Source organism: Idiomarina loihiensis L2TR (assembly GCF_000008465.1).
Taxonomy (GTDB): Bacteria; Pseudomonadota; Gammaproteobacteria; order Enterobacterales; family Alteromonadaceae; genus Idiomarina; species Idiomarina loihiensis.
The window spans coordinates 389,345-403,617 of record NC_006512.1 but is presented as its reverse complement, the minus strand read 5'-3'; the positions used below and the strand labels follow the sequence as shown (position 1 = coordinate 403,617).

Annotated in this window: 13 protein-coding genes; all 13 read right to left on the bottom strand. The window is 46.8% G+C overall.

What is annotated here, in order from left to right; genetic code table 11:
- Position 1: 1 nt before the first annotated feature.
- The 13 genes from rng to IL_RS01905 all read right to left on the bottom strand — a co-directional run bounded on the left by rng (position 2) and on the right by IL_RS01905 (position 14,231).
- A complete protein-coding gene (rng, locus tag IL_RS01965; RefSeq protein WP_011233646.1) occupies positions 2–1,471 on the bottom strand; it encodes a ribonuclease G in 1,470 nt (489 codons plus the stop codon).
- Positions 1,461–2,057 carry a Maf family protein gene (locus tag IL_RS01960; protein ID WP_011233645.1) on the bottom strand — a complete coding sequence of 199 codons (597 nt, stop codon included), beginning with the start codon at positions 2,055–2,057 and terminating at the stop codon, positions 1,461–1,463. The genes rng and IL_RS01960 overlap by 11 nt, the downstream gene beginning before the upstream one ends.
- A complete protein-coding gene (gene mreD, locus IL_RS01955) occupies positions 2,057–2,542 on the bottom strand; it encodes a rod shape-determining protein MreD (protein ID WP_011233644.1) in 486 nt (161 codons plus the stop codon). Before mreD ends, IL_RS01960 begins: the two co-directional genes overlap by 1 nt.
- The gene (gene mreC / locus IL_RS01950) at positions 2,539–3,396 is read right to left on the bottom strand and encodes a rod shape-determining protein MreC (protein WP_011233643.1); all 858 of its coding nucleotides are present in this window, start codon (positions 3,394–3,396) and stop codon (positions 2,539–2,541) included. The genes mreD and mreC overlap by 4 nt, the downstream gene beginning before the upstream one ends.
- A gap of 3 nt (positions 3,397–3,399) precedes the next feature.
- A complete protein-coding gene (locus IL_RS01945) occupies positions 3,400–4,443 on the bottom strand; it encodes a rod shape-determining protein (protein WP_011233642.1) in 1,044 nt (347 codons plus the stop codon).
- A gap of 59 nt (positions 4,444–4,502) precedes the next feature.
- Complete coding sequence (locus IL_RS01940; protein ID WP_011233641.1) at positions 4,503–6,362, bottom strand: formylglycine-generating enzyme family protein; 1,860 nt, start codon at positions 6,360–6,362, stop codon at positions 4,503–4,505.
- Positions 6,363–6,559: 197 nt separating this feature from the next.
- A complete protein-coding gene (locus IL_RS01935; protein ID WP_011233640.1) occupies positions 6,560–10,855 on the bottom strand; it encodes a DUF6701 domain-containing protein in 4,296 nt (1,431 codons plus the stop codon).
- A complete protein-coding gene (locus tag IL_RS01930) occupies positions 10,855–11,286 on the bottom strand; it encodes a hypothetical protein (protein WP_011233639.1) in 432 nt (143 codons plus the stop codon). Before IL_RS01930 ends, IL_RS01935 begins: the two co-directional genes overlap by 1 nt.
- On the bottom strand, positions 11,276–12,094 hold the full coding sequence (locus tag IL_RS01925; protein WP_011233638.1) for a prepilin-type N-terminal cleavage/methylation domain-containing protein: 819 nt from the start codon (positions 12,092–12,094) through the stop codon (positions 11,276–11,278). The genes IL_RS01930 and IL_RS01925 overlap by 11 nt, the downstream gene beginning before the upstream one ends.
- The gene (locus IL_RS01920) at positions 12,094–12,615 is read right to left on the bottom strand and encodes a type IV pilus modification PilV family protein (RefSeq protein WP_011233637.1); all 522 of its coding nucleotides are present in this window, start codon (positions 12,613–12,615) and stop codon (positions 12,094–12,096) included. Before IL_RS01920 ends, IL_RS01925 begins: the two co-directional genes overlap by 1 nt.
- Positions 12,605–13,039, bottom strand: a complete 435-nt coding sequence (locus tag IL_RS01915) for a prepilin-type N-terminal cleavage/methylation domain-containing protein (protein ID WP_011233636.1) — start codon at positions 13,037–13,039, stop codon at positions 12,605–12,607. Before IL_RS01915 ends, IL_RS01920 begins: the two co-directional genes overlap by 11 nt.
- 55 nt (positions 13,040–13,094) lie before the next feature.
- Complete coding sequence (locus tag IL_RS01910) at positions 13,095–13,607, bottom strand: prepilin-type N-terminal cleavage/methylation domain-containing protein (protein WP_011233635.1); 513 nt, start codon at positions 13,605–13,607, stop codon at positions 13,095–13,097.
- A gap of 30 nt (positions 13,608–13,637) precedes the next feature.
- A complete protein-coding gene (locus IL_RS01905; protein ID WP_231378617.1) occupies positions 13,638–14,231 on the bottom strand; it encodes a prepilin-type N-terminal cleavage/methylation domain-containing protein in 594 nt (197 codons plus the stop codon).
- Positions 14,232–14,273: the final 42 nt, after the last annotated feature.

Below are 14,273 nucleotides of genomic sequence, written 5' to 3'. Positions count from 1 at the left end.
CTTACATCATTACTACGTCGAATTGTTCCTGATTATACAGAGGTTCGGTTTGTATTTTTATTTGACGCGAAACAAACAGCTCAAGTTCAGCCAGCGCATGAGATTCTTCGTTAAGTAAGGCTTCACTTACCTGTGCAGAGGCATAAACAACGAACTTATCGGCTTCATAAGCTTTATGAACCCGGACAATTTCACGCATAATTTCATAGCAGACGGTTTCAACCGTCTTCATGCTGCCGCGCCCCAGACAAACCGGACACTCCGAGCACAAAACATGCTCCAGGCTTTCTCTGGTGCGTTTCCGGGTCATTTCCACTAACCCAAGCGAGGTAAAACCATTAATGGTTGTTTTTGCACGGTCTTTGCCTAACGCCTGTTCAAGGCTGTGCAATACCCGCCGTTTATGCTCCTCGTCCTGCATATCAATAAAATCGATAATGATAATGCCGCCAAGGTTCCGTAACCGCAATTGACGTGCTATCGACTGCGTGGCTTCGATATTGGTATTAAATATGGTTTCTTCTAAATTGCGGTGACCAACAAACGCACCTGTGTTGATATCAACCGTGGTCATCGCTTCGGTCTGGTCAATAATCAGTGAGCCACCGGATTTCAAGTCAACCCGACGGTCTAGCGCTCGCTGCATTTCATTTTCGACATCAAATAAGTCAAAAATAGGCCGGTCACCGGTGTAATACTCAAGAACTTTGGTTAATTCGGGAATAAAGTCCTGAGTAAATACTTTGAGCGTGTCAAAGGTGACTTTGGAATCAACCCTAATGCGTTCTATTTCTTCGCCGACAAAGTCACGTAGTACACGACAGGAAAGATTCAGGTCTTCGTACAGCATGCCGACTTTGCGTTGAGATTTTTTCCGCGCCTTTATTTTCTCCCACAACCGGAAAAGAAAGTCAGCATCGCCCCGCAGCGATTGATCTGAAGCACCTTCTGCTGCAGTGCGAACAATGAATTTTCCGTCGCTTTTACTGACCTCTTCTGCCAACTGCCGCAAACGTTCGCGCTCCTCGCCTTCTTCAATACGCTGAGAGACGCCTACATGGTCGCTCTTAGGCATAAAAACCAGGTACCGCGACGGTAGAGTGATGTCAGTGGTTAAACGCGCTCCTTTGGTTCCCAGAGGGTCTTTAACCACCTGCACCATAATATGCTGTCCCTGATGCACCAATTCGGTAATGCTTTGTTGTGGCTTTTCGTCAGGCCGCGGTAAATCATCACCATCCACTTGAACGACAATGTCCGAGGCATGTAAAAACGCCGCCTTGTCGAGGCCAATATCAATAAACGCGGCCTGCATTCCCGGCAACACCCGCGATACCTTTCCCATGTATATATTGCCAACTAAGCCACGCTTTGCCTGACGCTCAATGTGGACTTCCTGCAGGATGCCATTTTCAACAAGCACTACACGAGTCTCTGTGGGGGTCACATTCATTAGGACTTCAACGCTCATCGACTTCACCTGTCATTTCAAACATCCGCAACAACTGTTCAGTTTCATATAAAGGTAAGCCAACAACAGCAAAGTAGCTACCCTCAATACGTTTTACAAATTTTCCGCCATAGCCCTGAATACCATAGCCAGCCGCTTTATCATGAGGTTCACCGGTTGCCCAGTAAGCATCTATTTCTCCCTGACTCAGTGCGGCAAACTCCACCTGCGTTGTTACTAAAGCCGTTTCGCGGGCAACCACTTTGTGACCATTCCATTGGCAGACACTAACTGATGTCAGAACCTGATGTGTCTGACCGGAAAGCTGCTTCATCATTTGACTGAAATGTTCATAACTCTCTGGTTTTTCCAGCACTTGCCCCTTAAAGCTTATCAGGGTATCAGAACCAATAACCAAGCAGGGAGTTTGTTGGCGTTGTGCCACAGTCTGAGCTTTTTCTTCCGCCAGGCGAGTCACATAGTCACCGGCATTCTCATTAGCCCCTCGTAGCTCCTCTACTTCCGGAACTTCGCAATCAAAGGGTCTATGCAATAGCGTTAGCAGCTCTCGCCGACGGGGAGAAGAAGAAGCGAGCAGCAGGCGCATTACACCACTCCGAATTGACGACGAACTTTTCGCAGTAACGGGAATACCCATAACCAAAAAACAGCTGAGGTGAGCACTGGCCAGAAGTAAGAGAAGGTAAATTCAGCGTCGTGCAAAAACACATTGGCTTCAAACACAACAAAGCGCTTAATAAAAATCAGCACGGCAATAACCAATGCTTGCTGTATTAAAGCAAAATTGCGAATACGCTGAAAATGACGTGCCGCAAAATAAGTGACAACGACCATACCTAAAGCATGAACACCGACAATAGAACCCAGTAATATATCGCTCAGCACGCCCAGCACCAAAGCGGTTCCCATATTTACCCGGTGCGGCAAGGCTATTATCCAGTACAGCATAACCAAAGTTGGCCAGTCAGGCCGAAAGGTATCGAACGCGGCAGGCATTGGCATAACCATAAGAGTCAGCGCAATGATGTAGGTGATCAACAACGTAATGAAGCCGGGTTTTATCACGATCATTCCTCGTCCTCATCAAAAATAGGTTGCTGCTCGCCGTCGCTTGGCCACAACAATAGAACATTACGAACGCGGTCAAGCGCACTGACGGGATCCGCTATCACTTTAGCAAAAGGGAGAGATTCATCTCTGACAATCTGTCGAATTGTTGCCACCGGATACCCCTCAGGAAATATGCCCCCTAAACCCGAAGACATTAGGAGATCCCCTTCTTTTAGCTCAGTGCTGTGAGGAATAAACATCAACTCCAGCCGTCCGATATCGCCGGTTCCCTGCGCCAGTACACGAATATCATTGCGCTCTGAACGCAAAGATATCGCATGACTCTGGTCTGAGAGTAGCAATACACGAGCGGTATTACCGCCTACATCCTGCACTTGTCCAATAATGCCATTGCTGTCTAGTACGGGCTGGCCTTCATACACTCCGCTCAGCGTGCCTTTATTAATAACCAGTTGCTGGGAAAACGGCTCTGAGGCAACGGCGATGACCTCGGCAACCATACGCCGGACTGAGTCGCGGGCATCTGAACCAAGAAGTTCCCGTAGCCGTTTATTCTCGTTCTGAAGAAAGCGAAGTTGCTGTTGCTCACCCTGTAATTCCAAAATAGCCCGCTTTAGACGCTTATTTTCATCGCTTAACTGCGACGTGGTTTTTAATGATTCGGAGACACCATCCAGCAGCTGTTCTGGCAAAATAGCCAAGTACTGCACCGGAGCCACCAGAGAATTCAAAAATAACCGAACCGGCTTCATTGCCTGAAGCCGGTGGTCAATAAAGATCAGCAGAAACGAACAGGCTAGTGCGAGCACTAGCCTGGAGAGTAAGGATGGACCGCGGGCAAACAGCGTCTTCATGAATTACTCATAACTGAATAAATCACCACCATGCATATCAATCATTTCCAGAGCTTTACCGCCGCCTCGTGCAACACAAGTTAGCGGATCATCAGCAATAATAACCGGAATGCCTGTTTCTTCCAGAAGCAAACGGTCGATGTCTTTCAGTAACGCACCACCACCAGTTAACACCATGCCGCGCTCGGATATGTCCGATGCAAGCTCTGGAGGAGACTGCTCCAGTGCAACCATAACTGCACTGACAATACCCATTAAAGGTTCCTGCAGAGCTTCCAGAATTTCATTACTGTTAAGAGTAAATGAACGCGGAACACCTTCAGCAAGGTTGCGTCCACGAACTTCAATTTCTTTCAGTTCTTCGCCGGGGAATGCAGAACCAATTTCGTGCTTAATACGTTCAGCAGTTGCATCACCAATAAGTGCACCGAAGTTACGACGAACATAGTTAATAATGGCTTCGTCAAATTTATCACCACCAATACGAACCGATGATGAATAAACCACACCATTTAATGAAATAATGGCAACTTCCGTTGTACCACCACCAATATCAACCACCATCGAACCCGTAGCTTCAGACACTGGTAAGCCAGCACCGATAGCAGCGGCCATTGGCTCATCAATTAAGTAGACCTCACGCGCACCGGCACCCAGTGCAGATTCGCGAATAGCACGACGTTCTACTTGAGTTGATCCGCATGGAACACATACCAGAACACGAGGGCTAGGTCGGAAATAGTGGCTGTCGTGCACTTGTTTGATGAAAAACTGGAGCATTTTCTCGCACACATAGAAGTCTGCAATAACACCGTCTTTCATAGGACGAATGGCACGAATGTTTCCTGGTGTACGACCCAGCATTTGTTTTGCTGCTGCACCAACTGCGGCGATAGATTTTGGCCCGCCTGAGCGTTCCTGACGAATGGCAACAACGGACGGCTCGTTCAGAACGATACCCTCATCTTTGACGTAGATAAGCGTATTCGCTGTTCCCAGGTCAATAGAAAGGTCGTTTGAAAAAAGGCCGCGAATTTTTTTAAACATGAAGCGGTATATCCCTACTTATAAGCTAACAGAGTGACAGCAAAGAGCTCAGCAAGTACTTACTGAGCTCTTACAACACGGAATCCAATGTAGTTGGAGTTAAAATCTGACGGAAGTTCCATTCTAGTCGAAACTCGAGCCAAACTTGGCGTAAAGTTCCAGGCTCCGCCCTTAACTACAACACCCTCATCGGTTTCAGCCCACTCCCAGACATTACCGACAGTATCGTATAATCCCCAGGGATTACGATGAAAACTAGCTACCGGAGCTGGACGTGTATTTGACCAATCTGTTCCACAGTTACGGCAGTTTGCTTTGCCATAACCAACATCATTTCCCCACCAGAAATCGGTTTCCGACCCGGCGCGTGCAGCGTATTCCCATTCCGCTTCAGTGGGAATGCTGTATTTAAAGCCACTTTTTTGAGTTAACCATTCAGCATAAGCCTGTGCGTCGTTATAACTGACGCAAACCACCGGAGAGCTTTCAGACTGTTTGAATCCAGGATTTTTCCAGCTCAGCTTTTCATTAAACTGAGGGCGGCCATTACTTAGGCTTGCGCAAGTACCGTTTTTCTCTGCCTCTGTGACATAAGCGGTATCTTCTACAAAGTTGCCAAACTGCTCAACCGTAATTTCAGTATCAGAAATACCCAATGCGGTTGGAATTTCACGCGTCTCTGCCGGACGTTCGTTTGGTAAACCATTGCCGACCAGGTCACCCATTTTAAATTTACCCGCAGGAACGACAACCAGTTCAGGACCACGAACATCGCGATACAGAATATCCTGAATTTTTTCGCCGCGAGTAAAAGAGTAATCCGACTTCTCTAATTCAGCCCGAATAGCGGTAGCGTCTTTTAGTAATATTTTCTCCGCGTAGGCAGAGTAACCATACTTAAGAATTTCAATCTGATGTTCACCACCCGGGAGCATAACCTCCAGCGGGGTAGAACCATAGCTAACACCATCGATAACAACTTCATCGTCATACACGTTAGAGCGTATGGTTAACGGGTGCATGACGGAGCTATCAACCGTTTCCTCATCACCCGCTTGCAGCTCCCCCGGCCGTTGCTCCGACGCACAATAGCGCATGTCAACGTTCAATAACGTACAAGCCTGGCTTTGAGGTAACTGTCCACGCAGTTCAACCGCCAATTTAACCCCATAGTTACCCGCGCCACTAAAACCGTTACTAATTGTTTTAGAGCCCAGAATTTGTACATTCGGGCTGGCTTTTTCAATGTTTTCACGAGCGAGTGAAGCCTCACTTAAACCATCCAAAATGGTATTAAGGTACTGCTTGGACGCTTTTTGTTTAGCCATGAGTTTGCCGCGATTTTCACACTGTCCCAGCGTTTCCTGGCGGTCACAGCTAATTGACTGACTCACTTCGAGTTCGCCAGTACGATTAAATTCATTTTCTAAGCGATCGACACGAGCTAAATTACGTTGCTCTTTTAGCGTCTCAATTTCATTAATCAGGCTGTGTTTGCTCACACGCGCTTCTTCTACTTCGCGCGCTTTCTCATTAACCAGGCTCACTTGCTGCTTAATGTCTGCTTTATTCTGTTGGTGAGCCATAACGGCTTGCTTGTACGCTTCTTGAGCGCCAGCAATATCAATCGTTGGGTCTTCCACCAAACGTTGGTAGCGGTCATTCATTTCCGCCAATGCTGATTCGCGTTTCGTTTCCAGTTCGCTGTTGCGCTCACGCAAGTTTTGTAGCTTTTCCCGCAGGTCCCGCTCTTCTTGCTGAAGCGTGTTTACGGTGCCAGAAAAGTTTTCAAAATCGCTCTCTAGAGTCGAAATTTGGTTAGCAATTTCTTCGACAGTCATCTCCTGCTGAGCAAGAGCCGTCGAGGCGAATGTCAATGTAGAGGCCATTACCAGGGCCAGTCGAGCCAATCGCATCATGTTTCCATTCCAAGCTTGAAAAAATAACAAAGCGGCGTAAAAGCCAAAGCTGTAGTCGCACTATCGTTATTGTAATAATTATGAACGTTCGTCAACGTCCGCATTTTTCGTTTAAACTCTGCTTTATGCTATTTGCTTGTTAACAAAAGAGCAAGAGGCATTGTCATCGAATTGTCGATTAATCGTTATAATTCGTTCTACCAACCCACTTCCTGCCAGTAAATTTGTCTGTCACTGCCACGATAAATACCGAATGTACCCTCGGCTGTGGGGTTATCTTGGTAGTTACTGTCGCCGTCCCAATCGTATTGCAAAAATGAAGGAACAGTCAGCTCGAAAGTAAATTCGGCGGCAGAACCATAAGCTTGCCAGCGCAACAGGTCTTCCATTGGACTATATGCTTCCTGCAATTCACCTTCAGTCAAACTGACCGAGTCCGGCGTATCTGACAGCTCAATAGATTCAGTGTCTAAGCTTATAACCGGATCCTTTGTAGGATCGATAGCCGATAGGACATCGAGCTTGGATACTGAGACAGTAAAGCAGTTATCATTAGTATTTATGACGAAATTGTCACCATTCCAAAACTGGGCTCGACCAGACAGCGGAAGGTCATCAACTTCGGCGCCGAAGATATTATCTAAAACAAAGCGCCCGTAAAGTAACTTTACACTATCATACAGTTTGAATGCTGGTGCCTGGGCAGCCGCCGGAAGATTAGACTCTGTTATTACCGAATAATAATTACCGCCTTCGCTATCATTAAACTGAATTCCCAGTTTATAGTCTTCATAAGGGCCTTCTTCTGCACCATTTCGGCGGTAAGTAACAGACGGAGCTGGCGACTTGAACGAAGCCGTTCCCGCGCTCTCTTCATTCTGCCCCCATTCAAGTTCAACGTCTGTTGCAAACAGCTGGCCTGGGTTCAACAGTTCAGGACTACCATTTGCGCCATTAAACGGATAAAACTCCAATTCACCTTCAACAACGTCTGTCGGATAATTCTTAGTCGTTTCACCATTTTTATTTACCGCTGTTAAGGCAAAGCTTGGTCCTAATAGCTGCGCCTCCCCGATATAATAAAATTCGTCGCCCTGGCCTGCATTATTCCGGTTACAGACACCGCTGAAACCATCGAAAGTTTCCATTTGAAATTCGTAAGGAATAAACCTTCCTATCTCACTCTCGGTTGTCAACATAACTGGAGAACCGTGGTAGCCAGGCAAATAATTCTGGCTTCCTATATATGCAGTTACCCGAGTTGAACCGACTTCAGTATAAGTCAGCCCCGAATTTGTAAAGATTCCGGCTCCATCTTTAGTAAACCCATCAGCATTCGTTATTTCACCGTTATAAGATTCTACCGCCTCAGTCTGAGCCATAAGCTGTAATGTTTCAGGATTGGCTTCGTTACCAAAGTTTGGTGTTACATCACCTTCATCATTAATCGCGGCAAGCCGCGCGGTGAAAACGTCTCCGGCTTTGGCTAAGATAGTTCCCTCGTAATTGCTTGAGGCATCCTGACTGGCTTCCACATCAATACTTGCAGGCCGCCAAACAAAAGCTTCTGACGTCCCTCTTAGTGTTTTCCCGTTAGGTAAAGTCGCTTGCGCTGTTAAATTGATAGCACCAGCGTCTTTATAGTTGATTTCCAGAGGCGCTTTTCCGTCAGTAAAGCTAACACTGATGTTACTGGTGTTATTTTCTGTCACCTCGGTTTCATTAACAGACGCCCCCATCAAACATTGGTCAGGGTCAACACAGTTCATACTCATAGATACCGAGTTCAAAGGCTGCGTCACAGCCTGGCAAGCCAGTGTCTGACTGTTCGTTTCCACTGCGCGCAATTGTAGGTTGCTAAAAGGCACGGCTGACACCTGTGACGGAATATCAGTGTCCTCAAAGTTATCCCCACTAGTGAAAATGAATCCGGTATCACTAAACTCAATATTACAGCTCTCCGACAAGTTGCCATTAACTAAACAGCGTGTCGGGTTCTGTGGTTGCGGTAAGGTTCCTGTAGTTTCAACAGCTAGAGGATAAATGCCGGCATTAGTCTGTTCCAGACTTGTGGTACCCACCGGAGAAGCCGAAACAGGGTTCGTTGACCAGTCCCCGGCTGTAGAATTTAGCTGAACGGTGCTACTCCCCTCATACAGTTCAGAGCAGCTGGCATTGGCACAGGCGGTAACCTCAATATCAGCAGCCGAGCAGGTCAATGCAGGGCTGTTATAGGACAACTGGTAATGGTGCACTGGCGACACGGGTGGAGCCGTATCGGACGCTCTACAGAAGTTACCTCCGGCAATAGGTTCTACAGGCGCCTGATAATTCACCTCGGGGTCAAAAAAGCCAAAGTTACCTGTAGCAAAGCTTCGCCCGCCAACACTCACTCCGCCGGTTACCTCTGATGTCTGCCAAAAGAAGAAACTACGCTCAAAAAGAAAATTACCAGCAACGTATATGTACCCGTTAAACTGCACATCCTGCTCTAACGTCAAATCACCCGTTACAATCAGCATCATTTCATTAGCGTTACCGCCAACATTAATACGACGCCCCGATTGAATAGTCACATCGCCATCAATATAGACACGTGAGGTTTGCCCATTGGTTGTGTAATTAAAGCCAGTGTTACCGAAGTTTCCGGTACGTAAGTAATCAATTGGCTGCAACTGCGCGGGAAGCTGCGTATTGTAGGAGCGATCAGGTAAATCAAAAGGTTTGGGAACGTTATTAGGCACTTCAAAAGCAACAGGCCAGACATCTTCACAAAGTGGCCGTTGATCATTGCAAGGTCGCGTAATGCTTTTTAATGTTGTCACGTCACTTTGGGTGAGAACCTTGTCATCAATAAAAACCTCATCAATTTCGCCGTAGAAACTGTTTTCCCCGATTCCTTGTCCGCCAATATACAAACGGGGGGCAACAGCGTTCAAATTAGATGACCCATTAAATGAGGTTTGATCTGCCTGTTGCCCGTCAATATACAGAGTTAAACGACGTGCATTACGGTCATAGGAAGCCGCCAGATGATGCCAGTTATCGTCCAGCAAATTTGTTTGCCCTTGTCGCGTGTTACCTGCCTCGACATTAACAATTTCGCCGTTATTTCGGCGTATTTCAAAATACAGTCCGCCACCATCGCGGGTGTCCTGCCGGTAAACTTCGAAACGTCCGGAAGCCCCCTCAGTAGGTCCGTTACCTATCACTAAAAGACTCTGGTAACGATCCGACTGATTTTGCCCAGTAGCACTGCCTTTAAACCAAAACGCAACACTTACAGATTCAGCATTAGCAATTGACTGAGCGTTATCTACGCGCACTGCGTTATCACCATTAAATTTGCCATAACGGCAGGTGCCTGGGTTGCCTGCAATTGCCGGATTAAACCCTGAAGTATTTGCACCTCTTAATGCTTGCCCGTGCAGCCCGTTGCCGGAAATATCCAGAACTTCACCAAACTGCCCTCTCCACTCGACTTGATCAAAAGCCCAGTAACCAAGCCCGTCTAACGGCTGGTCGGGCGGTTCACTCCCGCAAGGCCCTTCGTTGTTGTTGATGTCACAGGTTTCTCCCTGAACATTACTTTCGTCAATAATCTGCGGGGCATTCACATAGCCTGTTACCGTGCTTGAGTTAGGAATGGTGACCCTGTCAGTAGCGTTAATATTTCCATCAACAATATTCGCTCCATCCAGCGTTACGCTACCATCTGCATCAATATCACCATTTACATCGGAGCCGTATCTAAGTGTTACGTCGTCGCCAGCAATAATATTGCCATTAACGGTGTTTTCGCCCTCTAACACAACGCGACCGTTACTGGTGATCGCCCCCTCTACGTCTGAACGAAAACGTAAAATGGTATCACCGCCACTGAAAATAGCACCGGAGACATCGTTTTGTCCTTCGAGTACGACATTCCCGTTTGTAGCGTTAAGGTTGCCATTTACCTCAGTTAAGAAGCGCACAATGACATTATCTCTGGCATCAACATTACCCGTAATACTGTTTTCACCCTGTAAAATAACGCTGCCGCTGGTCGAGCGGATGGAGCCATCAATATTTGTTCGAAACCCCACTGATACGTCGTTTGCCGCAACTAAAGAACCGGAAAAAATGTTTTCATTGGCCAGGGTAATGTTTTGCTGGCTGCTAATATTCGCGTTAATAACGCTTTGAAAGCCGCCGTTATATGAGCCCGTAGTAGTGATTGTTAACTGCTGAGCGCCGCCATTCTCGTTAATGCGCATTTCAGAACCAAGATTAAAATTACCATTCACATTAATCACAACCGAATTGTTGCCGGAAATTTGGATTCGGTCGCGGAAATTCAGATTTAACCCGTTAGGACAGGTATAGGTATTACCAGATTTAGAACACCCCGGGAGATTATTATTGGGCAGATTGTAATTGGTAGCCATAGCGGGAGTAGACGCAAAGGCAATTACAGAGATTATGACGAACTTAAGTGTTTTCAACAGGCTCATCAGTTCTTCACTCGCGTTTCAATAGCCAGTTTCCTCGAAGCGGCTTGACCTCCGGCAGTGCAAGTACCGGTAGCTTCGAGTCTGAAATGGATATATGTTTCGTTTGAATCTGAAGTATGAGTAACTGATTCACAAGCGACAGCAGCCTCGCAATTGCCTACCTCTATACTCTCGCTGAAACCGGGGCATGCGGTAGCAGGAGAGCCACCTATAGGATAAAGCTCCATCATACCCTGCTCGATTCCTGACTGAGCAGCCATAAAGCTGCGCGTCCCTAAAACCTCAACCACAACACTTTCCGAAGTTGTTCGGACTAAGTTTGACAGAGCTGCAACAAGAGCCCCAAGCACGACAATGACAAAGATCGCAATGACCAGGGTATTACCCCGTTGTTTATTCAGCGAGCGTCGAAAATTGTCATTATGGTGCATTGGGAATATGAACCTTTTGATTATAATATATCGACTCGTTACTTCGGCTTACAAACTCAAGCTGAATATTAATAACATTATTACGCTGTGAAGCGCCTGGTTCCAACAAAAACGACGAGTTATCCATATTAAGTCTTTCAGCCAACAACTGACTTTGGCTTAAAGTAACCGGCGGAACCGTTTGGGATTGATTCCAGCCATAATTTTCTACTCGGTACAAACCGTCGTTTTGCAGACAAAAACTGACCGGCTGCTTGCCTATATACGCTCTTTCTCTTGGTGAACTCTGAGCGAATCGACTGTCGGCAACCAAAGGAAGAATGTGAGTCGCCGGGGTTGATGCCGACGCACTGGCGCTGTCGTAAGATTCTGCTAGTACAGCGTAACGTTGAGCATTGCTAGCGTAAATAAAGTTGGCCCGGGTCGCATAGATGAAAATTCTATCCGTCGGCTCAGCAACCCACGGAGTACTTAAAGAGGATAATGTAACCAACGTCATTTGATCAGAGCGCTGCGGCCGTATAGGAGCGTCGTAATATGTCCCCACCGTCCGTACCGGCGAAAATTCAAGACATTGAGTGCCGTCGGATGAGCGTATTCGAATACTGTTCGGAACAGCGTTGCGCAGCTCACGAGTGACGCGTTCCGCAGCAAAGCGGCTTTTCTCTATGGTTTGTAAACGTTCGGCGCCTGTTGTGAACATCCGGGCACCGATACCAACAAACTGAAAAGAGAAGCCAGCGACAATAGCCAATATTATGATAACGATAATCAGCTCAATTAAGGTAAAGCCGCGCATGTTTCGCATTACCAATTCCCCTTTTGAGCATTAAATTCAAGGGTTTCCTGCTGCGGTGTTTGTACCTCAATGGTTATAAGCTTAACTTCGTTCGGTATTTCGTAACTAACAAAAACTTTTGCCTGAAAGCCTTTATACAAATTCTCACCCAAATCGCTCAATTCCCCACCATCTAATTCAAGACAGTGATAATCATCTACGTCATCAAAGTTGCTGCGTTGCGACTCTTCAGAATTAGGCAAACTGCCGTCTGCCGGACAAGAATTTAAAGCGGCACAACCTCCGGCCCCTGTTTCAGAACATCGTAAAGACTGGTTACCGGCATGACTGTTTTCATCAAAGCGTCTGGACAAAATTTCATTCATTAAACTCTGTCCGATTTCGGTCGCCCTAACCTGCTGCCATGGGTCAACACTTTGCCGAAAAAGCTGACCAAGCCCGCCGGTGACCACAAGAGTAACAATAGCAATAACCACAATGCCAATAATAAGCTCAATAAGCGTAAAGCCTTTTGATTGCTTAACACTCATTAATGTAACCCTCGCTATTGATACAGAGATCACGGCTTATACCTGAGCTCTCGGTAAGGGTAATAGTGCACCCACCACTACATTGTTCAGTTGGTCTGCCTAAACCATCAAAACCAATAGTTGCAGGTAACGAGCCGGAGAATGAAAAGGTAACATTGTCGACATTACTTATCTGGCGATTGTTATTTTCAACAAAGGGAGGAACGCCTAATGTATTTTCTGATACGACAGAGGAGTAATTACCCGTAGTGTCCTGCATAGCTTGTAGCTGAATGCTGCGCAAAATACTCATTGCCCGCTGTCTTACAACTTGGCTTTGGGTACCGGAATTATCGAAAAAGACGGGACCTGCAGATACAGCGAGGATACCGATGATGACCAGTATGATGATGAGTTCTATAAGAGTGAAGCCTCGGGACTTCATAGTTAGCCTTTAAAAAGCCCACAGCTTAATAGCTGCGGGCACCCTAAAGTTGGATTTAGCAGCCAGTCGTTACAATAGTAATTGCTGGAGGGGTATTAGAATCAGCCGCATCTGAATATGTCGCGTAACAGTTCGTGTCGGTAATATCCTCTACCTCGGCCGCTGTCGGGGCTGGTACTTGATCACCAGGGGCAATTGAAATAGTACCGCTATCTGCAAAAAACGCCCAGTCTGTTGTCACGGTAGCAGCTGGGTCAACATTCGTTGCATCTAAATTGGCAGCAGTAGCAATTCCTGCCTGTGTGGCTGCTGGGTAACCGTTCACGGTAGCTACACCATTAACTGTCACGGGAGCAGCCGAAGTACCATCCAAGTCATCATCAATGGCTGCTCTTGCATAAACTGTTTGAGCAGCGCCCTGTAAAGCACCTTTTAAGCCTTTAACAGTAGATGTGCGAGCATCAGTGGAAAAGTTAATAAACTGAGGCGCAGCCGTTACTGCTAAAATCCCCAAAACTACAATAACGATGATCAGTTCGATCAGGGTAAAACCTTTTTGATTGCGCATAATTAAAACTCTCAATTGTTGTAAAAAAACTTACTGGTTGTTGCTGTGAATACTCACGCCGCCGTTGCGTGGATTATAAACGAAAGCATTGCCCACTGTCAGATAATCATCACCCGACGGAGCTTCTGTTTCATTTTTTATGGTGTTCGCTAAATAGTAAACACACATATCGTTACCTGCAGCGCTATCTTGTGTCACGTAAGTAAAATAGCGTGTTTCGTTCAGGTTATTAAAATTGGTTGTGACCGTTGGTGCGCCCTGCAAAATAGACTGCATAACACTGACGCAGTCCGTTGCAGCTAAGTTTTCGTCATGCGCATTTGCATTGTCACCACTCACCGGGTAACCGGTGCTGCCGTCTACGTATAGCTGAATTTGGTCCATAGATACCTCAGCCCCGGCTCCCGTGCCGTTTGCGCCTTTCGGTCTGCCGCTCAGCTCCCATTCGCCACGCACAATGCCAACCGCACTGGCAAAACCACCGGCAACGCCTTCAAGGGCGGCGTCTTCGGCATCCGATGATACATCGGTGAAGCGCGGAATAGCGGCGGCGGCCAACAAGCCGAGAATGACCACGACAATAATCAGCTCGATGATGGTAAAACCCTGCTGTCTTTTACTCATTTTAGCTCTCATACTAAAACTCCAATAGAATCCATTTTATTA

Excerpts from the sequence above, each read along its gene's own strand:
- rng (WP_011233646.1), bottom strand. The coding sequence starts at position 1,471 with ATGAGCGTTGAAGTCCTAATGAATGTGACCCCCACAGAGACTCGTGTA.
- IL_RS01960 (WP_011233645.1), bottom strand. The coding sequence starts at position 2,057 with ATGCGCCTGCTGCTCGCTTCTTCTTCTCCCCGTCGGCGAGAGCTGCTA.
- mreD (WP_011233644.1), bottom strand. The coding sequence starts at position 2,542 with ATGATCGTGATAAAACCCGGCTTCATTACGTTGTTGATCACCTACATC.
- mreC (WP_011233643.1), bottom strand. The coding sequence starts at position 3,396 with ATGAAGACGCTGTTTGCCCGCGGTCCATCCTTACTCTCCAGGCTAGTG.
- IL_RS01945 (WP_011233642.1), bottom strand. The coding sequence starts at position 4,443 with ATGTTTAAAAAAATTCGCGGCCTTTTTTCAAACGACCTTTCTATTGAC.
- IL_RS01940 (WP_011233641.1), bottom strand. The coding sequence starts at position 6,362 with ATGATGCGATTGGCTCGACTGGCCCTGGTAATGGCCTCTACATTGACA.
- IL_RS01935 (WP_011233640.1), bottom strand. The coding sequence starts at position 10,855 with ATGAGCCTGTTGAAAACACTTAAGTTCGTCATAATCTCTGTAATTGCC.
- IL_RS01930 (WP_011233639.1), bottom strand. The coding sequence starts at position 11,286 with ATGCACCATAATGACAATTTTCGACGCTCGCTGAATAAACAACGGGGT.
- IL_RS01925 (WP_011233638.1), bottom strand. The coding sequence starts at position 12,094 with ATGCGAAACATGCGCGGCTTTACCTTAATTGAGCTGATTATCGTTATC.
- IL_RS01920 (WP_011233637.1), bottom strand. The coding sequence starts at position 12,615 with ATGAGTGTTAAGCAATCAAAAGGCTTTACGCTTATTGAGCTTATTATT.
- IL_RS01915 (WP_011233636.1), bottom strand. The coding sequence starts at position 13,039 with ATGAAGTCCCGAGGCTTCACTCTTATAGAACTCATCATCATACTGGTC.
- IL_RS01910 (WP_011233635.1), bottom strand. The coding sequence starts at position 13,607 with ATGCGCAATCAAAAAGGTTTTACCCTGATCGAACTGATCATCGTTATT.
- IL_RS01905 (WP_231378617.1), bottom strand. The coding sequence starts at position 14,231 with ATGAGTAAAAGACAGCAGGGTTTTACCATCATCGAGCTGATTATTGTC.